Source organism: Mesorhizobium sp. ORM8.1, from assembly GCF_053005525.2.
Map to the genome: position 1 here is coordinate 1,679,498 of NZ_CM132600.1, position 20,275 is coordinate 1,699,772.

A 20,275-nucleotide genomic window follows, 5' to 3' on the forward strand; every position below is an offset into this window, starting at 1 on the left:
TCACATCAGACGGGCACGTTCCAGATTTCTTTCGCATATTGGCGGATCGTGCGATCGGAAGAGAACCAGCCGGCGCGGGCGACGTTGCGGATAGCGCGCGCGTACCAGTCGGGACTGTTGCGCCACACGGCGTCGACGTCGCGCTGGCAGTCGGCGTAGGAATCGAAGTCGGCGGCCACCATGAACCAGTCGGTCTGATAGAGGCCGTTCATGAGATCGCGGTAACGGTTGGGGTCGTCGGGCGAGAAGACGCCGGACGAAATTGCCGCCACCGCCTGCGCCAGTTCCGGCGACGCCTCGATAACCGCACGCGGATTGTAGCCATTGTTGCGGCGCTCCGCGACTTCAGCGGTGGTCAGGCCGAAAATGAAGATGTTATCGTCGCCGACATGCTCCTTCATCTCGACATTGGCGCCGTCGAGCGTGCCGATGGTCAAGGCGCCATTCATCATGAACTTCATGTTGCCGGTGCCGGACGCCTCCATGCCGGCGGTCGAAATCTGCTCGGAAAGGTCGGCGGCCGGCATCAGCACCTCGGCCAAGCTGACATTGTAGTTCGGCACGAACACCACCTTGAGCAGGCCACGCACCGACGGATCGCCGTTGATGACCTTGGCGACGTCGTTGGCCAGTTTGATGATCAGCTTGGCGTTGTGGTAGCTGGGCGCTGCCTTGCCGCCGAAGATCTTCACGCGCGGCATCCAGTCCCGCTCGGGATGCGAGCGGATCTGGTCGTAAAGCGCGATCGCTTCCAGGATGTTGAGCAGCTGGCGTTTGTATTCATGGATGCGCTTGACCTGGATGTCGAACAGCGCAGACGGGTCGATCCTGATGCCGAGCCGATCGGCGATCAGGTTGGCGAGCCTTACCTTGTTCTGCCGCTTGACGCCGGCAAACTTCTCGCGGAAGGCCGCGTCGTCGGCAAAAGGATCGAGCGCCTTGATGGCCTCGATATTGTCCAGGAAGCGATCGCCGATCGCCTCGCGGGCAAGGCCGGTCAGACCCGGGTTGCACTGGATCAGCCAGCGGCGGGGAGTGATGCCGTTGGTCTTGTTGTTGATGCGGTCGGGATAGAGCTTGTGGAGGTCGGCGAACACCGTCTCCTTCATCAGCTCGGTATGCAGGGCCGAGACGCCGTTGATCGAATGCGAGCCGACGAAGGCGAGATTGCCCATGCGCACGCGGCGATCGCCATTTTCCTGGATCAGCGAAATCCGGGCGATCTGCTCGTCCGAGAACTGGTTGGTGGCGCGGGCTTCGAGCAGCACCTGCGCGTTGATGGCGTACACGATCTGCATGTGGCGCGGCAGCAAGCGCTCGAACAGCGGCACCGGCCAGCTTTCCAGCGCCTCGGGCAACAGCGTGTGGTTGGTGTAGCCGAAGGTGCGCTTGGTGACGTCCCAGGCGAGGTCGAAATCCATGCCGTGGACGTCCATCAAAAGCCGCATCAGCTCCGCCACGGCGACCGCGGGATGGGTGTCATTCAGGTGGATCGCCGCCTTGTCGGGCAGCGACTTCAGGTCGCCATATTGGCTCAGATGCCGCTGGACGATGTCCTGCAGCGAGGCGGTCGAGAAGAAATATTCCTGCCTGAGCCTGAGTTCCTGGCCAGCCACGTGCGAGTCGGCCGGATAGAGCACCCGCGACAGCGCGTCGGCCTTGTTGCTTTCGGCAAGCGCGCCGATGTGGTCGCCGGCATTGAACTTGTCGAGCAGGATCGGGTCGATCGGCATGCCGGACCACAGCCGCAGCGTGTTGACGCGCTTGGCCCGCCAGCCGGCAACCGGCGTGTCGTAGGCGACGGCCAGCACATGCTCGGTCGGCTTCCAGACGTGGCGCTCGAGCCTGCCATCCTTCGAGGTGATCGATTCCACCGAGCCGCCGAAGCCTACCTCGAAGGAGCGCTCGCGCCGCTCGAATTCCCACGGATTGCCGTGGTCGAGCCAGTTCTCCGGCAATTCGACCTGCCAGCCGCCCTGGATTTCCTGGCGGAACATGCCGTTGGCGTAGCGGATGCCATAGCCGTGGGCGGGAATGTCAACAGTCGCCATGCTTTCCATGAAGCAGGCGGCGAGCCGGCCAAGGCCGCCATTGCCAAGTGCCGCGTCCGGCTCGAGGCCGGCAATGAGGTCGAGGTCGACGCCGAGCGAGGACAGCGCCTCGCGCATGTTCTCCATCAGGCCGAGATTGGAGAAGGCGTCGCGCATCAGGCGCCCGATCAGGAATTCGAGCGAGAGATAATAGACCCGCTTTTCTTGCCGGTCGTAGGCTTCCTTGGTCGCCTCCATCCAGTGATCGATGATGCGGTCGCGCACCACCTTGATCGAGGCTGTCAGCCAGTCATAGGGGGTGGCGACGGTGGTATCCTTGCCGACCCGGTATTTGAGCGACATCAAGACTTCTTCGGCGAGCGTCTTGGGGTCGGGATTGTCGAGAACAGGGACTTCGATCGTCATGGCGGATGTCATTTCGCCTCTCGTTCAGTTGGCCTGATCATACCGGCTTTCACCGATCGTCCCAGCCCATCTTAGTGCGTTGCAGCATACATTCAATCGATTTAGGCAATTGGGCGTCAGATCGCGCCCGCGACATTGCGGCGCGATCACGCCGCCAGCACTTCCGGCGGCGCCTTGGCGCCGGTCATGAAAGCGACGGCGTCGGACATTGTATATTGCTTGGGATCGATGACGGCGAGGCGACGGCCCAGGCGGTGGATGTGGATGCGGTCGGCGACCTCGAAGACATGCGGCATGTTGTGCGAGATGAGCACGATCGGCAAGCCGCGCTTCTTGACGTCGAGCATCAGTTCCAGCACGCGGCGGCTTTCCTTGACGCCAAGCGCCGCCGTCGGTTCGTCCATGATGACGACACGGCTGCCGAAGGCCGCCGCGCGAGCGACAGCAACGCCCTGGCGCTGGCCGCCGGAGAGCGTTTCGACCGACTGGTTAATGTTCTGGATGGTCATCAGCCCGAGTTCGGAAAGCTTTTCGCGGGCAATGCGCGACATCGCGGAGCGGTCGAGCCGTCTCAGCCACTGGCCGACAAAACCCGGCTTGCGCAGCTCACGGCCGAGGAACATGTTGTCGGCGATCGACAGCGCCGGCGACAGCGCAAGGTTCTGGTAGACGGTTTCGATACCGGCCAGGCGCGCCTCGATGGGCGAGCGGAAATGCACCTGCTGGCCGTTTAGCTCGATCGTGCCGGAGTCCGGTATGACCGCGCCGCAGAGCGCCTTGACCAGCGTCGACTTGCCGGCGCCGTTGTCGCCGATGACGGCAAGGATCTCGCCCGGCATCAGGTCGAAATCGGCGTTGTCGAGCGCCACCACCCTGCCATAGCGTTTGTTGAGGCCTTTTGCTTGAAGAATGGGCTGCGTGTTCATGCCGAAATCTTCCTGATCCACTGGTCGATCGTGACGGCGAGGATGATGAGGATGCCGACGGTGAACTCCTGCCAGAGCGAGTCGACGCCGGCGAGCGCCAGGCCATTGCGGAAGACGCCGACGATCAGCGCCCCGAACAATGTGCCGACGATCGAGCCGCGGCCGCCGAACAGCGAAGTGCCGCCGATCACCACGGCGGTGATGGCATCGAGGTTGGCGGTCTGGTTGCCGAGCGGGCTTGCCGCGCCGATGCGGCCGATGAGCGCCCAACTGGCGACGGCGCAGATGAAGCCGGCGATCGTATACACGGCAATGTAGACGCCGCGCGTATTGATGCCGGCGAGGCGAGCGGCTTCGTTGTCGTCACCGGTTGCGTAGACATGGCGGCCGAAAGCGGTACGGTTCAACACATACCAGATAATAAAAGCCGTCAGGATCATGGCGACGGCGCCGTAGGTCAGCACGGCACCGCCGCCAAGCCGTATCGTATGGCCGAGCCACTGCAGCAATGGCCCCATCGTCTCGATGTCCTGCGCCCGCACGGTTTCGGAATGGGAGACATAGATGACCATGGCGCCGTAGACGCTCCATGTACCGAGCGTGACGATGAAGGGCGGCAGTTTGATTACAGCCACCAGAACGCCGTTGATCAGGCCACAGACAAGGCCGGTGAGCAGACCAAGCACGAAACTCAACTCGACCGGCACGCCGTAGGTGACGGTCAGCCGACCCATGACAATGGACGACAGCACCATCATCGCGCCGACCGAAAGATCGATGCCCGCGGTCAGGATGACCAGCGTCTGGGCGATGCCGAGAAATGCAATGATGGTGACCTGTTGCAGCACAAGCGAAAGATTGAACGGCGCAAAGAACCGTCCGCCGGCGGCGACCGAGAAAATCAGCACGCCGACAAGCAGAACGATGAACGGGATGGCTGTCGGATATTCGTGCAGGAAGCGCTGCAGGGTCTTGAGAGGCGACCCCCGGTCCTCGTCAAAGCTCGCTACGGACTGTTCGCTGCCGTGAAGGCCGCGCTCGGCTGACACCGAACCGGTTGCGTCGTCGCTCATTTATCCCCTCCCAAAGGATCCCGTGTTTCGGGAAAGGGCGGCTGGAGCCGCCCTTTCGTTGAGTTTAGTCCGTTGTTACGGGTCTTAGGAAGGCATCAGCCCCAGCAAAGTTCCGCGCCCTTCTTGCTGTCGATCGATTCGACGCCTTTGACCGGCTTGTCGGTGATCAGCGTGGCGCCGGTGTCGAAGAACTGCTTGCCGGGGGTCGGCTTCGGCTTCTCGCCAGTCTTGGCGAATTTCTCGATGGCTTCCATGGCCATCGCCGCCATCTTCAGCGGGTATTGCTGCGAGGTCGCGCCGATGACGCCGGCCGCGACGTTCTTGACCCCCGGGCAGCCGCCGTCGATTGACACCACCAGCACCGAGCCGTCATCCTTGCCAGCCGCCTTGAGCGCCTGGTAGCCGCCGGCCGCGGCCGGTTCGTTGATGGTGTACATCACGCTTACGTCCGGGCACTTCTGAAGCAGCGTTTCCATAGCAGTGCGGCCGCCATCCTCGGCGCCGCCGGTCATTTCGTGGCCGCAGATGCGCGCGTCGGACTCGTCGCCGTATTTCTTCGGATCCTTGATGTCGATGCCGAAGCCCTTCATGAAGCCCTGGTCGCGCAGATAGTCGACGGTCGGCTGGTTGGTGGCGAGATCGAGGAACGCGATCTTGGCGCTCGAGGCTTTGTCGCCCAGCGTGCCCTTGGCCCACTGGCCGATCAGCTCGCCGGCCTTGAAATTGTCGGTGGCGAAGGTTGCGTCGGCGGCGTCGATCGGATCGAGCGGCGTGTCGAGCACAATGACCAGAAGGCCGGCGTCGCGCGCCTTCTTGATGGTCGGCACAATCGCGCTGGAATCGCTCGGCACGATGGCGAAGCCCTTGGCGCCGGCCGAGATCAGATTCTCGATAGCGGCGACCTGGCTGTCATTGTCGCCATCGAATTTGCCGGCAAAGGTCTGCAGCGTGAGACCGAGTTCCTTGGCCTTGGCCTGCGCGCCTTCGCGCATCTTGACGAAGAACGGATTGCCTTCGGTCTTGGTGATCAGGCCGACGATGTCGGCCGCATGCGAGGCCGTGGCCATCGCGCCGTAAAAGGCAAGGCCGGCGACGGCCGCCTTCAGTATAGTCCATTTACCCATGATTTCCTCCCAGTGAGCCACCTTGGGCGCCGGCCAACCGGCGCTTGCGGAGCGCTCACTGAAGTTCTCCCAGTGTGAGCGCAATGTCAAAAAGACACCACTCCGCAACCGCTGTCAATAATTAAATCACTCTTATTTATTATTGACACTCTTGCGTTGTTCACTCATTCTGAACGAAAAGCACAAAAGGTAAAACGACGGGAGGATCAGGGTGGAGACCGGCATTGCCAGGCACGGTTCGCCCGAGGCTTTGGAGAGCCGGCTGCATCGCGGCACCAACCAGAGCGGCATGCGCGACCACAATGAGCGGCTCGTGCTTTCCCTGGTGCGCCAGCACGGCAGCCTCGCGAAATCCGACATTGCGCGCATGACCGGCCTGTCGGCCCAGACCGTGTCGGTGATCATGCGCGAGCTCGAGGAAGACAAGCTCCTGGTTCGCCAGGCGCCGATGCGCGGCAAGATCGGCCAGCCCTCGATCCCGATGGCGCTCAACCCGGAAGGCGCCTTCTTCATCGGCCTCAAGATCGGCCGACGCTCAGCCGAGCTGGTGTTGATCGATTTCCTCGGCAATGTGCGCGCCATGCTGCAGAATTCCTACCGCTATCCGGCGCCGCGCGAGACGGTCGAATTCGTCACCGAGGGCATCAAAAAGATGCGCGCCGAGCTGACACCGGCGCAGGACAAGCGCATCGCCGGTCTCGGCATCGCCATGCCGTTCGAACTGTGGAACTGGGCCGACACAGCCGGCGCGCCGCGCGACGTCATGGATGAATGGCGCCACCGCGACATCCGCGCCAACATCCAGGCGCAGTGTGACTTTCCGGTCTATCTGCAGAACGACGCGACGTCGGCCTGCGGAGCCGAGCTGGTCTTCGGCCGGGCCGGCGGCGCGCGCGATTTCGTCTATTTCTACATCGGCGCCTTTGCCGGCGGCGGCATCGTGCTCAACGGCCGGCTCTACAGCGGACCGAAAGGCAACGCAGGCGCACTGGGCTCGATGCCAGTGCCCGGACCAGACGGCAAGCCGGCGCAGCTCATCGACGTCGCCTCGATCGCCATGCTGGAAAAGGCGCTGTCGGCCAGGGGCATAGACGGCTCCTATCTGTGGACCTCGCCGCAGGAATGGGGCGAGATCGGCGCCGATCTCGACGACTGGATCGCCAGTGCGGCGAGCGCGCTCGCCTATGCCATCGTCGCCGCCTCTTCGGTCATCGATTTCGAGGCTGCGGTGATCGACGGCTGGATGCCGCTGGCCGTCCGCCACCGGCTGGTCGACGCCGTCACCGAGGCGATCGCCCGTATCGACGCGGAAGGGTTGAAATTGCCCATCGTGCGCGAGGGCACCGTCGGCATCCATGCGCGCGCGCTGGGCGGCGCCAGCCTGCCGCTTTCCGAGCGTTTCCTCATCGGGCCGCACACCGCCGGGGGCGCCTGACCATGCTGATCGGCATTCCGTCGCTGCTCGGGCCCGAGTTCCTGGCGACACTGCGGGCCATGGGCCATGGCGACGAGATCGCCATCGTCGATGGCAATTATCCCGCCGAGGAACAGGCGCGGCGGCTGATCCGCGCCGACGGCCACCATATCATCGCGGTGCTCGACGCCGTGCTTGCGGTGCTGCCGGTGGACGACGCCGTGCCGCAGGCGCTGTTCCGCGCCTCGGTGAAGGGCGACCCTACACTCGCCGACCCCGTGCATCATGAAATGGAAGATGTGTGCGCCAGGCGCGCGCCGGGCCACAAGGTGGTTGCGCTGGCCGGACCCGACTTCTATGCACGCGTCAAGGCCGCGCACGCTATCGTGGCGACCAGCGAACCCAGGCTTTTTGCCAACATCATCATCCGCAAGGGCGTGATCCATCCGCCGGAGACCGACAAGACATGATCCTTTGCTGTGGCGAAGCCCTGATCGACATGCTGCCGCGCACGACGACCGAGGGTGAAGCCGCCTTCGCACCCTATGTCGGCGGCGCGGTGTTCAACTCGGCGATCGCGCTCGGACGTCTGGGCGCGCCGGCGGGCTTCTTCTCCGGCCTCTCCTCGGATCTGTTCGGCGGCCAGTTCCGCGACGCGCTGGGGGCAAGCAAGGTAAGCTCGACCTACGCGCACACCTCGCCCAGGCCGACGACGCTCGCCTTCGTGAAGCTCACCAACGGCCAGGCGACCTACACCTTCTATGACGAGAACACCGCAGGCCGCATGCTGACCATCGAGGATCTGCCGAAGCTCGGCACCGAGATCGAGGCGATGCTGTTCGGCGCCATCAGCCTGATCTCGGAGCCGGCCGGATCGGCCTATGAGGAATTCATGCGGCGAGAGCGCGAAGCCCGTGTGATGATGCTCGACCCCAACATCCGGCCGAACTTCATTCCCGACAAAGCCAAGCATCTCAGGCGCATCCGCGAGATGATGGCGATGGCCGACATCGTCAAACTCTCGGACGAAGACCTCAAATGGTTCGACGAGGCGGGTACGCATGAGGACGTGGTGCGCAACTGGCTGGACCGCGGGCCCAAGCTGATCGTCGTCACCCATGGCAGCGAAGGCGCCGTCGGCTACAGCAAGGCGCACAAGGTCACGGTGATGCCGCAGAAGGTGAAGGTCGTCGACACGGTCGGCGCCGGCGACACTTTCAATGCCGGCATCCTGGCCTCGCTGCACGAGCAAGGCCTGCTCACCAAGGCGGCGATCGGCGATCTTCCCGAGGACGCGATCCGCAAAGCGCTGGAGCTTGGCGCCAAGGCGGCAGCCGTGACGGTTTCGCGGGCTGGCGCCAACCCACCCTGGCGCCACGAGATCGGCTGATCGAACGCCGAGAGGCCCGCTACAGCCGATCACTTTATGTTTCCAAAGGCAGGAACGACGCGATATAAAGCGTTGAAAATGCTCGCGGAAGCTTGGATTTCCGGCATCCCAGGCCGATATGCCGGCAAACAGCGGTAACAGGCTGCGACACATAGGCAATTTGCCTCGGACCCGGCCGGCTTTCTCAGCCGCGCCAAGTCTGGTACCAGCGGGCCGGTTTATTGGAGCGACGTGCGTCCGCCCGGTCGCACAGAAGTACGCTCCAAGACTTCGTGAATCCATTTTGAGGCCGACATGCAGTTCATCGATCTTGGCGCGCAGCGCGAACGAATCCGCGACCGGCTCAAAGCCGCCATCGACACCGTCGTCGAGGAAGGCCGCTATATCCTGGGACCCCAGGTCACCGAATTCGAAAACAAGCTTGCGGCCTATATCGGCGTCAAGCATGTCGTGGCCTGCGCCAACGGCACCGATGCCCTGCTGTTGCCGCTGTTTGCCGCCGGCATCGGCCCGGGCGACGCGGTGTTCGTGCCGAGCTTCACCTTCGCCGCTACCGCCGAAGTGGTGGCGCTGGCCAAGGCCGAGCCGGTCTTCGTCGACGTCGACCGGAGCAGCTACAACATCGACATCGCCAGCCTCGAGGCGGCGATCGAGATGGTCAAGAAGGAAGGCCGGCTAAAGCCGAAGGCGATCATCCCGGTCGACCTGTTCGGGCTTTCCGCCGACTACGAGGCGATCATGGCGATCGCCAAGCGCGAGAACCTTCTGGTGATCGAGGACGCGGCCCAGTCGATGGGCGGTTCGGCCGATGGCACGATGTGCGGCGCCTTCGGCCATGTCGGCTCGACCAGCTTCTATCCGGCCAAGCCGCTCGGCTGCTATGGCGACGGCGGCGCGATGTTCACCAATGACGGCGCCTTGGCCGACAAGCTCAGGTCCTTCGCCTTCCACGGCAAGGGCGAGACGCAGTACGACAATGTGCGCGTCGGCATCAATTCGCGCCTCGACACGCTGCAGGCGGCGATCCTGATCGAGAAGCTCGCCATCATCGAGGACGAGATGGTGGCGCGCCAGGTGGTTGCCGACCGCTATGCCGCCGGCCTCGGCGATATCGTCAAGGCGTCGCGCAATCTCGGTCACGGCCGCTCGGCCTGGGCGCAATACGCCATCGAAACGCCGAAGCGCGACGGGCTGAAGGCGCATCTCGGCGAAAAGGGCATTCCGTCGGTGATCTACTATGTGAAGCCGCTGCACGAGCAGGTGGCCTACAAGGACTACCCGCGCACCCCGACCGGCCTTGCCGTCTCGGAGGAACTGCCCAAGCAGATCCTCTGCTTGCCGATGCACGCCTATCTCAGCGAAGCGGATCAGGACCGGATCATCGAGACGATCCGCAATTATATCGGGTCGAATTCGGCGCATGTAGCGGCAGCTTAGGTCTGAAAGGTCGGCGCCAGGCACCTCCTCTGTCCTGCCGGACATCTCCCCTCAAGGGGAGATTGGCAGTTTCCGCGCCGCGCTCACTCTTTCATTGTTGAAAGTTGGCGAAAGCCGGCGTGACATCTGATCTCCCCTTGAGGGGGAGATGTCCGGCAGGACAGAGAGGGGCGCTGTCCCGCCAGCATCAGTAATTAGCGACGCTGCGACGACGCCCTCTTCCCCGTTGCAATGAAATGCGGATTGGCGAAATCGCTGTCGCTCGCCTGGTTGCGCTTGCCGTAGACCAGCGGCTCGCCGTCCAGTGTTCGGGTCATGCCACCGGCGGCGCGCAGCACGGCATCGCCCGCCGCCGTATCCCATTCCATGGTGCGGCCGAAGCGCGGATAGACGTCGGCCTCCGCGGCGGCAAGCAGGCAGAATTTCAGCGACGAGCCGACCGAGACGATCTCGGCGGCGCCGAGGTCGCGGATGAAGGCATCGGTTTCCGGCGTGTTGTGCGAGCGGCTGGCGACAACGGCGAGCGGCGTGGCCGCTGCCCGCACGGCGATCGGCCGGTGGCCGGTAATGCGATAATCGGCGTCAACCTCAAGGGCCTCGGCCTTGCCCGGCCGCCCGTTGAAGAAACGCCCGGTGCAAGGCGCGTAGACGACGCCCACTTCCGGCACGCCATGGCGCACCAGCGCGATGTTGACGGTGAAGTCGGTGCGCCGGTTGACGAATTCCTTGGTGCCGTCGAGCGGGTCGATCAGGAAGAAGGCGCCGTCGAGATCGGGCGTCGCGACGCCCGCCGCAACCTCCTCTTCGGCCACGCATGGAATGCCCGGATAGGCGGCGCGCAGGCCGGCGAGGATGATCTTCTCGCTTTCGCGGTCGGCTTCCGTCACCGGCGAAGAATCGGCCTTGCTGTCGACCGCGCAGCCCTCATGGAAGACGCGCATCACTTCGCGCCCGGCGTCGAGCGCCAGCCGCTCGAACACGCCGAGCATGGCTTCGTCGTCGATTCCGCCGCCATTGTCGTACTGGTCCTCGGCAATGTCGCGCTCATCCAGCCAATGCTCCAAGGCTTCCGCCATCTCTTCCGGCTTCTTGCCGAGCGTCCTCAGATGGATTTCCGGGTTCAGCGGCGCTTCATAAGGCGAATCGACGCCGGTGAAGTTCTTGATCTCGCCGCTCAGAGCGCGCGCGTAAAGCCCCTTCGGGTCACGGCGGGCGCATTCCTCGAACGGCGTGTCGACGAACACCTCGACGAACTCACCCTCGGCCATCAGTTCGCGCGCGACGCGCCGCTCGGCGGCGAAGGGCGAGATGAAGGAGACGATGACGATCAGGCCGGCATCGGCCATCAGCTTGGCCACCTCGGCGACGCGGCGGATGTTTTCCACACGGTCGGCGTCGGTGAAACCGAGATCGCGGTTCAAGCCGTGACGGACGTTGTCGCCATCGAGGATGTAGGTATGGCGTCCCGACGCGAACAGCTTCTTCTCGAACAGATTGGCGATGGTCGACTTGCCGGAGCCGGAGAGCCCGGTGAACCAGAACACGGCCGGGCGCTGGTTCTTCAGATCGGAACGGCCGCGCTTGCCGACATCGAGCGACTGCCAGTGGATGTTTTCGGCGCGCCGCAGCGAATGCAGGATCATGCCGGCGCCGACGGTGGCGTTGGTGATACGGTCGATCAGGATGAAGGCGCCGGTGGTGCGGTTCTCGCCGAAGGCATCAAAGGCGATCGGCGCGCGCGTCGAGATGTTGCAGATGCCGACTTCGTTCATCTCGAGCGACTTCGCCGCCTCGCGGGCGAAATCGTTGACGTTGACGCGGTATTTCAGATCCGTGACGGTTGCGCTGGTCTGGTCGGTCTCGGTGCGCAGAATGTAGGAGCGGCCAGGCAGCAACGCCGCCTCGTCGAACCAGACGATGTTGGCGGCGAACTGGTCGGCGACCTGCGGCCGCGCCGCCAGCGAGACCAACATGTTGCCTCTGGAAACCTCGACCTCGTCATCGAGCACGAGCGTGATCGCCTGGCCGGCAACCGCCCGTTCAAGGTCCCCGCCCTGCGCGACGATGCGTTTCACCCGCGAGGCCTTGCCGGACTTGGCGACGACCACCTCATCGCCCCGCGCGACCGAGCCGGACGCGATGGTGCCGGCAAAGCCGCGGAAATCGAGATTGGGCCGGTTCACATACTGCACCGGGAAGCGGAACGGCAGTTCGACAGCCGCTTCATCGACCGAGACCGTTTCCAGATGCTCGATCAGCGACGGCCCGGAATACCAGGGCGTGCGCTCGGAGCGGCTGGTGACGTTGTCGCCGAAGCGCGCCGACATCGCGATCGGCGCGATGCTGACGAAGCCGAGCTCTTTTGCGAACTCGCCATAGTCGGCGACGATCTGGTCGAACACCGCCTTGTCGAAACCGACAAGGTCGATCTTGTTGACGGCCAGCACGATGTGGCGGATGCCGAGCAGCGAGGCGATGATCGAGTGGCGCCGGGTCTGGCGCAGCACGCCCTGGCGCGCGTCGATCAGCACGATGGCGAGATCGGCGGTCGAGGCGCCGGTCGCCATGTTGCGGGTGTACTGCTCGTGGCCGGGCGTGTCGGCGACGATAAACTTGCGCTTGGGCGTGGCGAAGAAGCGGTAGGCGACGTCGATGGTGATGCCCTGCTCGCGTTCGGCCTCCAGACCGTCGACCAGCAGCGCGAAATCGATATCGTCGCCGGTGGTGCCGTGCTTGCGCGAGTCCTTCTCGAGCGCGGCAAGCTGGTCCTCGAAGATCTGCTTGGTGTCGGAGAGCAGACGGCCGATCAGCGTCGACTTGCCGTCGTCGACCGAACCGCAGGTGAGGAAGCGCAGCAGCGACTTCCTTTCCTGCGCGGCCATGTAGTCGCGGATCGAATCGGTCGGGGCGAGGCTCTTGGCCATGATGTGGCGCATTCTCAGAAATAACCCTCGCGCTTCTTCTTTTCCATCGAGCCCGCCTCGTCGCGGTCGATGAGTCGGCCCTGGCGCTCGGAGGTGCGGGCGGTCAGCATCTCGCCGACGATCGCTTCCAGCGTGTCGGCTTCGGAGTCGATGGCGCCGGTCAGCGGGTAGCAGCCAAGCGTGCGGAAGCGCACCAGCCGGTTCTCGATTGTCTCGCCGGGGCGCAGCTGCATACGGTCATCGTCCTTCATGATCAGCATGCCGTCACGTTCGACCACCGGCCGCTCCTTGGCGAAATAGAGCGGCACGATCGGGATGTTTTCCTGCAGGATGTACTGCCAGATGTCGAGCTCGGTCCAGTTCGACAGCGGGAAGACGCGAATCGACTCGCCCGGCGCGATGCGGGTGTTGAAGATCTTCCACATTTCCGGCCGCTGGTTCTTCGGGTCCCAGGCGTGCTGGGCGTTGCGGAAGGAGAAGATGCGCTCCTTGGCGCGCGACTTCTCCTCGTCGCGGCGCGCACCACCGAAGGCCGCGTCGAAGCCGTATTTGTCGAGCGCCTGGCGCAGCGCCACCGTCTTCATCACATGGGTGTGGGTGTTGGAGCCATGGTCGAACGGATTGATGCCGTCGCGCACGCCGTCCTCGTTGACATGGACGAGCAGGTCGAAACCGAGCTTCTGCGCCATCTGATCGCGAAAGGCGATCATCTCGCGGAACTTCCAGGTGGTGTCGACATGCAGGAACGGGAAAGGCGGCTTGGCGGGGTAGAACGCCTTTATCGCCAGATGCATCAGCACCGAGGAATCCTTGCCCACCGAATAGAGCATCACCGGCTTGGAAAAAGAAGCCGCGACCTCCCGGAAGATGTGGATGGATTCGGCCTCGAGCCGCTGCAGATGCGTAAGCGCGATGTTCATGGACTGTTGAGCATTCTCTCGTGCCGCCGAACGAAATCTTGCGTTTTGGGGCGAAAGCCGTACGCCGGGCCAGGTTCGATTGGGACAATCTGTTTCGTGCAGGCGTTCTAACAGATCGGTACCGCCGATAACAATGCAAGACGCGTGTGGAGCATCATGGTTTGGGAACGAATTTTCCAACCAAACCCGTCGCGACGAAAAATCTTACCTGCGGATCGAAATATCTACCGGCCAGGGAAGAACCGTTGCCTCCAGCGGGTTACAGGATTTCCGCGGCACCGGTTTTTTTACCTGAACATCCACCCGCTGGCCTATCGCGGATCGACGTCAACCGCTAATAGGGGCTTGGGAACGGGGCAAGGCAGGATCGACGCAAACCATGGAGCAGCATCGGCTGGCTTCGTGGGTTGCGGACAATCTGGAAGATTGCGAAGCAAGGCATTGAACCCGCTTACATCGCTCCGGCGCTATCTCACGCCCGCACAAATCAATATCTATTTCTCGATCGTCTGTTTCTTCTCGCCGCCGGTGCTCGGCTCGCTGGTGAGCGTCACCTTCAACGGCGCCGCGGTATGGTCGGCGCTGCTGCTGGCTGCAAAACGGCGGCGTCTGAACATCGACCGGCCGATGCTCGCGCTGACGATAGCGATCTATGCCTATTGCGCGGCGATGGTGTTGGCCGCGATCGTCAACGGCACGCTCAAGGACGATCTGCGGTTGTTCCTGCCGCTGATCACCCTGGTCTTCTTCCCGATCTCCTATTCGACCTGGAGCATTACGGACAAGAACGCGCTGGCGCGCATCGCCGTGCTGGCGAGTGCCGCGGCCTGCTTCGGCGCGCTGGCGCTTGCGGTCGTCCAGTATTACTGGTTTGGCATCAGGCCCGAAGGCGGCGCCGGAAATGCGATCGTGTTCGCGACGGTTGCCTGCCTTGCCGTCATGATGTGCCTGGCGGGCGCCCTGGTAGGAATCGAAAAGCGTTGGCTGCCGCTGGCTGTCGCGGCCTTCGGCGGAGCCACTTCCGTCATCCTTTCGGGATCGCGCACGATCTGGCTGGCCATGCTGGTCGCCGGTGTTGCCGTCCTTCTCGTCAACCGCCGAGGGCTCACGCGTGCCCAGCTGGTGCGTATCGTGGTGATTGTCGGCGCGGTCTGCCTGGTGATCGCTGCAATCGGTTTCCCGGTGATCATGAACCGCACCGATTTCATGATCAACGACCTGGACGCGCTGAACGCTACAGGCGACCACTCGACCGCGATCGGCTTTCGCGTGGCGATGTGGGAGATCGGCCTCAGCGCGTTCCGCGAGGCGCCGATTTTCGGTCATGGCATCTCCGCCAGCCGGGACCTGATGAAGCAGGGATTTCACGACCGGTTCGGCCTCGATGCCGGCTTCAGCCACTTCCACAACGGCTTTATCACCGCGCTGGTGGAGGCCGGCCTGCTGGGGGCGCTGGCTCTTGCCGCGATCTTCATCGTTGCCGCCTGGAACGCGGCAAGGGTGCTGCGGCTCAGCGCCGTTCCGGTGGAGCGGTTCGGTGCGACGATGATCCTCGTCACCGTCATCACCTACCTCGTCGGCGGCATGACCGGCATTGTTGTCGGCCATGACATCCTCGACGCGACGCTGATGGTGTTCCTGATTTCAGGGACCTACCTTGCATCCGGGCGCACTGTGGCGCCGACCGGGAGAAGCGCGCCCGCGATCCTGCCGGGCGCCAGCCGGCAACCATGAAGGTCCTGGTCACCGGCGCGACGGGCTTCGTCGGGCGCCAGGCGGTCAGCCGGCTGCGCGCGGCCGGCTTAGACATACGGGCCGCCTCCCGCCAACCGCAACGACTGGCGGGCGCGGACGATGCGGTCGTGCTGCCCGGCGTCGATGCGCCGGACGCAGCCTTCCTGGCGCTGATGCAGGACGTTTCGCATGTCGTTCACTGCGCGGCCCTCAACAACGACCGGCGCGCCAGCGACGCGGATTACATGGCGGCAAACGCAACCCTGACCGGAAGGCTGGCCCAGGCAGCGGCGGCATGCATCGGCGGGCGCTTCGTTTACTCTCTTCGATCCGCGCTGTCGCAGGCCCAGGCTTCAGCGGCACCATCGACGAGGCCACGCCCGCAGTCCCGCAGGACGCCTATGGACGTTCCAAGCGCGAGGGCGAGATCGCGATATTGGCGGCCTTTGCGGCGGCCGGACGCGCCGATGCAACGGTGCTGCGGCTGCCACCGGTCTATGGCGAAGGCATGAAGGGCAACATGGCGGCGCTCATGCGGCTTGCCGATACCGCCTTGCCGCTGCCCAGCGGCGCGTTGACCGGCGTCCGCTCGCTGATATCGGCCGACGCGGTGGCGGACGCGGTATTGCATATGCTGACGACGCGGACACCGCCCCATTCGGTCTATGCCGCGAGCGATTCCGCGCCAGTCGCGATGTCTGAGATCGTGATTGCGTTCCGGCAAGGTTTTGGCCGTCCGCCGCGCCTCCTTCCCATGTCACCGCCGCCGCTTCGGCTGGCAGCAAGCCTGCTTGGCAAGCGAGCGTCATGGCAGGCCCTTTCCGCAAGCCAGATTTGCGATGCGTCGCTGCTGGCATCGGAAGGCTGGAAACCCGAAGCCGATACGCACGGCCGGCTCCGCCAGCTGGCGCGTAACGCCGCTCAGCTGCGATAGAACGTGCCGAGCAAGATCTTGAGGTCCAGGCCCATGGAAGCCGCCTTGAGGTAGGCGGCATCGGTCTCGGCGCAAAGCTTCGGATCCGACATATCGATGCCCTTGATCTGCGCAAGCCCGGTGATGCCCGGCAGCGCGGTGAGCACGCCCAGTTGCCGGCGCCGCTCGATCAGTTCGGTCTGCGTCGGCAGACAGGGGCGCGGGCCGACAAGGCTCATCTCGCCCTTGAGCACGTTCCAGAGCTGCGGCAGCTCGTCGATCTTGGTTGCGCGCAGCACCTTGCCGATCGCGGTGACCGAATTGGCCGGCGCCTGGTGGGTGGGCAAGGACGGCGTTTCGCGATGCATCGTGCGCAATTTGCGGCAGACAAACAAAGCCCCATCCCGGCCGACGCGGACTTGCGAGAAGATGGCGGGGCCGGGTGAGGTCGCGCGGATTGCCAGCATCGCGACAAGCAGAGCCGGAGCCGTCACCAGCAGCACCGGAGCCGCGATGGCCAGATCGAGAACGCGCTTGGCCGCCACGATCAGATCCAGCGCCGCAGGACGGCACGATAAAGGCCCAGTGTTCCCAGCAACGTCTGCCGGTAGACGCCGCTTTGGCGGAGCAGGCTGAAGCGTGTCAAAAAGTTGCCCTGGCGCGCGCTGGTGAACAGGGAGAGACAATGCTCCGCATCGCTCGTCAGCAGGTCGCGGTTGACGGCCAGACCGTGCAGATTGGCATCGATCCAGGCGACGAACTGGCCGCTGCGCAGGCGCTCGATCCTGGAAAGCCTCGCCTTCCATGGGACATTGGCGCCGACAAGATTTGTCCCGTGCTGGCGGTATCTCACCAGCGGCCTCGGCTCGTAACGGATCTTGCCTCCACCAGCGGCAACGATGAGATAAGCCCACCAGTCGTGGCCGATGAAGTCGGTCCTGGCAGACGCTTTCGCGAGAAGGTCGCGCGCCGCGCGGTTGAGCAGCATGGTGTTGCCGCCGGCAATGCTCTGCACCAGCGCGTTACGGAACGAAGGCGGGTGCGGGAAGAGCGGAGAGTAACCGGCCGCCCGGCCGGTCTCGGAAATTGTCGTTGTGCGCGAGCAGAACAAAAGCGGCGTCTCGGCATCCTGGGTTTCTATCCAGTGGATGGCGCTCCTGAGCCGATCAGGTTCCCAGACGTCATCCTGATCGCAAAAGGCATAATAGCCGGCTTCTATGCAAGGATTTATGGTCATGGAACGGAAATTGGCGGCGAAACCCTGTCGCGGGCCGTCAACCAATGTAAGGCGCCCCTTCTTCTATCGGCTCCGCCATGCTTCGACGATGGATATCGTGCCATCGGTCGAACCATCGTCGGAAACCCACAGGTCGATCCGGGGCCAGGACTGCGCTGCCAAGGTTTCCAACTGCTCATTGATAAATGCCGCGCCGTCCTTCGTGCCCAGAAGAACGGCCACACACTGGTCTTGTGTCACGACTTGTAATCGCCCGCGCGCGATATTCCCGCATGCTAAAATAACGGCAATGCATGGGCAAGACTAAGCGGGGCGGTTTCAATTTCATGAAAACAGTAAACCACACCAGCGGGCGGCAAACCGCTCCAATTGCCTTGTTTTGACGCAGTTTCAAACAAAAAACCGCTCGCGACTTTTTCTGGGATTGTTTCTAGGCTGTCTGGCTCGCCGCTTTCGGCACCTCTCGCTCGGGTGCGTCCAGCACGTCATGCAATTGCGCCAGCACCGCGAGAGCCGTTGCCTTGTCCTGGTCGCGCATAGCCGCTTGCAGAGCCGTCAACCCGACCTGGATCTTTGACCATCCCACCACCTCGCTCCTTAGGCCGAAAATCTTGGCGATGTCGAGCTTGACGACCTCCTCGTTCTCACCGTGCAGTGTCTCGTGCAGCTTCTCGCCCGGCCTGACCCCGGTGAAGCGGATCGGGATGTCGGTGTAGGGAGATTTGCCGGCCATGCGGATCATCGTCTCCGCGACTTCGAGGATCGGCACCGGCTTGCCCATGTCGAGCATGTAGATGGCGTAGTCATCCTTGCCCGGCCGCCGCTCGGCGTCGGCGGCCGACATGATGACGAGGTCGACGGCCTCGGCAACGGTCATGAAATAGCGGGTCATGCGCCGGTCGGTGATGGTGACCGGGCCGCCAGCCTCGATCTGGGTCTGGAAGATGGTTGCCACCGAGCCGTTGGAGCCAAAGACATTGCCGAAGCGCACGGCGATGAATTTGGTGCCGGGAGGACGGTTGCCATTGTCATGGCCGTTAGGCCCGCCGCCATTCGATCCAGGCGCCGCATGCACCTCATGCAACGCGGCGACGATCTGCTCGGCTGCCCGCTTGGTGATGCCGAGCACGGACGTCGGGTCCACCGCCTTGTCGCTGGAAATGAGCAGGAACTGCGGAACGCCGCATTTGGCGGCGACCTCGGCGCAAGCGAGCGTGCCGAAAACGTTGGTCTCGATCGCCGCTTCCCAGTTCTCTTCCAGGATAGGCACATGCTTTAGCGCCGCGGCGTGGAAAATGATGGCCGGCTTGAACTCCCCGACGACACGCATCATCTGGCGGCGATCGGTGACGTCGACGATACGGCTGGTCAGCCGGTTGCGTTCCTTGTCGTCGACCAGCTGGTCGAGCTGAAAAATGCCGAACTCGGAATTGTCGGCCACCAGCACTGCCTCGGCGCCGAGCTCGAGCGAACGTTTGACAAGCACGCGGCCGATGGAGCCGGCGCCGCCGGTAACAAGGACGCGCTTGCCGTCGACGAAAGCGCCGATGCGATCGAGATCGGTGGCAACGGCCGAGCGGCGCATGATCGTTTCCATCTCGATCTTGTCGAGGACCAGCTTGCCGCCCTGCCCCAGCTCGGAAAGACCGGAAAACTGGACGACCGTGATGCCGCTGTGGCGCGCGACGCGCACCAGCTCGGCATAGTCCTCGATGTCGCGCTCGGCGCCCTTGCCAAAGATGACGAGGTCGAGGTTCATCGTTCCCTTGACGTATTCTTCCAGCACCTCGACCAGGCGTGGCCTGACCGCAACCACGGGAACGCCGTGGATCTGCGTGCCGAGCGGCGCATCGCTTTCGGTCGCCATGATGCCGGCGATGGCATATTCCACCGGCAGGGCCGTGCGGGTGAAGCGAACGATGACGTCAGCCTCGCTCAGCAGACCGACGAACAACGCCTGCCTGATCGGCGCCTCGCCTGGAGCCCGGCGCAGGATGCGCCAACTCGCGCCGTCGCGCAGGAACCGGTAATAAAGCCTCGGCGCCGAAATGATGGTGAAGGAGACAAGGAAAAAGACGATGAACTGGCGTTCGTTAAGGCCGGCGACGGGCTGGAAGAAGACGCGGAAGGCGAGCGAGGTCAAATAGAGGACCACGGTCAGAATGCCGCAGCCCTTCAGGATGTTGAAGAAGTCGGGCGTGGAGGCAAAGCGCCAAACGGTGTTGTAGAGGCCGCAAGAAAGGAACAGCAGATGGGCGACGAGGACGATGATCGCCCAGCAGGCCAGTCCACCGTTGGAGAAAGCATCGAATGAGAGGTGTGACTGCGACAGAATCAGGCTAAGCGCCACGGCAATCAGGACCATGACGAGATCCTGGATCATGATGATGGCGCGCCGCATCTTCGGTCGGAGTCCCGATACGGCTTCTACATAGGACGTCATAGGGTTGCACTGAACTCCAGGCGCGGGACTTAGCCATCAGAAAAGTGCCGAATCAAATATTGACCGTCACCACTCTAGATTGCAAATCCCCGATCCCCTTACCCCGCAACCGCAATAGCGCGGAGTCGGGCGTATCGCCAGAGGTTTTTGTGCATATTCCATCGCACGACGATGATTTGTACGACACCGAACGAGCCGGGACTCGACCATGGGCCGCCTTAGACAGGCGCCGATGCGCTGTCGCCTTGCCATTGTGCTGGTCGTAAGCTGATTGAGCGACTGGA

General features: G+C 63.5%; 15 protein-coding genes and 2 pseudogenes. 6 read left to right on the forward strand and 11 right to left on the reverse strand.

Features of this window, described 5'->3' with window-relative positions; translation table 11 throughout:
* Window positions 1–5: 5 nt before the first annotated feature.
* The 4 genes from ACVDG8_RS08880 to ACVDG8_RS08895 form a co-directional block, all read right to left on the reverse strand.
* Window positions 6–2,468 carry a glycogen/starch/alpha-glucan phosphorylase gene (locus tag ACVDG8_RS08880; protein WP_447254370.1) on the reverse strand — a complete coding sequence of 821 codons (2,463 nt, stop codon included), beginning with the start codon at window positions 2,466–2,468 and terminating at the stop codon, window positions 6–8.
* Between the two features lie 134 nt (window positions 2,469–2,602).
* Window positions 2,603–3,382: an ATP-binding cassette domain-containing protein gene (locus ACVDG8_RS08885; protein ID WP_447254371.1), complete on the reverse strand. Its 780-nt coding sequence runs from the start codon at window positions 3,380–3,382 to the stop codon at window positions 2,603–2,605.
* The gene (locus tag ACVDG8_RS08890; RefSeq protein ID WP_447254372.1) at window positions 3,379–4,455 is read right to left on the reverse strand and encodes an ABC transporter permease; all 1,077 of its coding nucleotides are present in this window, start codon (window positions 4,453–4,455) and stop codon (window positions 3,379–3,381) included. The genes ACVDG8_RS08885 and ACVDG8_RS08890 overlap by 4 nt, the downstream gene beginning before the upstream one ends.
* A gap of 95 nt (window positions 4,456–4,550) precedes the next feature.
* Entirely contained in the window at window positions 4,551–5,579 is a 1,029-nt protein-coding gene (locus ACVDG8_RS08895) for a substrate-binding domain-containing protein (protein WP_447254373.1), read from the reverse strand.
* Between the two features lie 211 nt (window positions 5,580–5,790).
* Between ACVDG8_RS08895 and ACVDG8_RS08900 the strand changes: the two genes are divergently transcribed.
* The 4 genes from ACVDG8_RS08900 (at window position 5,791) to ACVDG8_RS08915 (ending at window position 9,820) form a co-directional block, all read left to right on the forward strand.
* Window positions 5,791–7,014 (forward strand): ROK family transcriptional regulator, encoded by a 1,224-nt coding sequence (locus ACVDG8_RS08900; protein ID WP_447254374.1) that lies wholly within the window; start codon window positions 5,791–5,793, stop codon window positions 7,012–7,014.
* Between the two features lie 2 nt (window positions 7,015–7,016).
* The gene (locus tag ACVDG8_RS08905; protein WP_447254375.1) at window positions 7,017–7,463 is read left to right on the forward strand and encodes an RbsD/FucU family protein; all 447 of its coding nucleotides are present in this window, start codon (window positions 7,017–7,019) and stop codon (window positions 7,461–7,463) included.
* Window positions 7,460–8,383 (forward strand): carbohydrate kinase family protein, encoded by a 924-nt coding sequence (locus ACVDG8_RS08910; RefSeq protein WP_447254376.1) that lies wholly within the window; start codon window positions 7,460–7,462, stop codon window positions 8,381–8,383. Before ACVDG8_RS08905 ends, ACVDG8_RS08910 begins: the two co-directional genes overlap by 4 nt.
* A 294-nt stretch (window positions 8,384–8,677) precedes the next feature.
* On the forward strand, window positions 8,678–9,820 hold the full coding sequence (locus ACVDG8_RS08915; RefSeq protein ID WP_447254377.1) for a DegT/DnrJ/EryC1/StrS family aminotransferase: 1,143 nt from the start codon (window positions 8,678–8,680) through the stop codon (window positions 9,818–9,820).
* 194 nt (window positions 9,821–10,014) lie between these two features.
* Here ACVDG8_RS08915 and cysQ read toward each other — a convergent pair whose 3' ends face one another.
* The 3 genes and pseudogenes from cysQ to cysD form a co-directional block, all read right to left on the reverse strand.
* Window positions 10,015–10,809 carry a 3'(2'),5'-bisphosphate nucleotidase CysQ gene (cysQ, locus tag ACVDG8_RS08920; protein ID WP_447257279.1) on the reverse strand — a complete coding sequence of 265 codons (795 nt, stop codon included), beginning with the start codon at window positions 10,807–10,809 and terminating at the stop codon, window positions 10,015–10,017.
* A 12-nt stretch (window positions 10,810–10,821) separates the two neighbouring features.
* A pseudogene (gene cysN, locus ACVDG8_RS08925) lies at window positions 10,822–12,756 on the reverse strand (sulfate adenylyltransferase subunit CysN); the annotation flags it as partial.
* Between the two features lie 2 nt (window positions 12,757–12,758).
* The gene (gene cysD, locus ACVDG8_RS08930) at window positions 12,759–13,664 is read right to left on the reverse strand and encodes a sulfate adenylyltransferase subunit CysD (protein WP_447254379.1); all 906 of its coding nucleotides are present in this window, start codon (window positions 13,662–13,664) and stop codon (window positions 12,759–12,761) included.
* Between the two features lie 441 nt (window positions 13,665–14,105).
* On the opposite strand from cysD, the gene ACVDG8_RS08935 reads away from it, so the two are divergent.
* The gene (locus ACVDG8_RS08935; protein WP_447254380.1) at window positions 14,106–15,398 is read left to right on the forward strand and encodes an O-antigen ligase family protein; all 1,293 of its coding nucleotides are present in this window, start codon (window positions 14,106–14,108) and stop codon (window positions 15,396–15,398) included.
* Window positions 15,395–16,332, forward strand: a pseudogene (locus tag ACVDG8_RS08940) (NAD-dependent epimerase/dehydratase family protein). Before ACVDG8_RS08935 ends, ACVDG8_RS08940 begins: the two are co-directional and overlap by 4 nt.
* On the opposite strand, the gene ACVDG8_RS08945 reads toward ACVDG8_RS08940, so the two are convergent.
* The 4 genes from ACVDG8_RS08945 to ACVDG8_RS08960 form a co-directional block, all read right to left on the reverse strand.
* The gene (locus tag ACVDG8_RS08945; RefSeq protein WP_447257280.1) at window positions 16,320–16,859 is read right to left on the reverse strand and encodes a sugar transferase; all 540 of its coding nucleotides are present in this window, start codon (window positions 16,857–16,859) and stop codon (window positions 16,320–16,322) included. The pseudogene ACVDG8_RS08940 and the gene ACVDG8_RS08945 overlap by 13 nt on opposite strands.
* Window positions 16,859–17,548 carry a glycosyltransferase family 2 protein gene (locus ACVDG8_RS08950; protein WP_447257445.1) on the reverse strand — a complete coding sequence of 230 codons (690 nt, stop codon included), beginning with the start codon at window positions 17,546–17,548 and terminating at the stop codon, window positions 16,859–16,861. The genes ACVDG8_RS08945 and ACVDG8_RS08950 overlap by 1 nt, the downstream gene beginning before the upstream one ends.
* Before the next feature lie 63 nt (window positions 17,549–17,611).
* A complete protein-coding gene (locus ACVDG8_RS08955; protein ID WP_447254382.1) occupies window positions 17,612–17,770 on the reverse strand; it encodes a glycosyltransferase in 159 nt (52 codons plus the stop codon).
* 208 nt (window positions 17,771–17,978) lie between these two features.
* A complete protein-coding gene (locus ACVDG8_RS08960) occupies window positions 17,979–19,991 on the reverse strand; it encodes an SDR family NAD(P)-dependent oxidoreductase (protein WP_455707649.1) in 2,013 nt (670 codons plus the stop codon).
* Window positions 19,992–20,275: the final 284 nt, after the last annotated feature.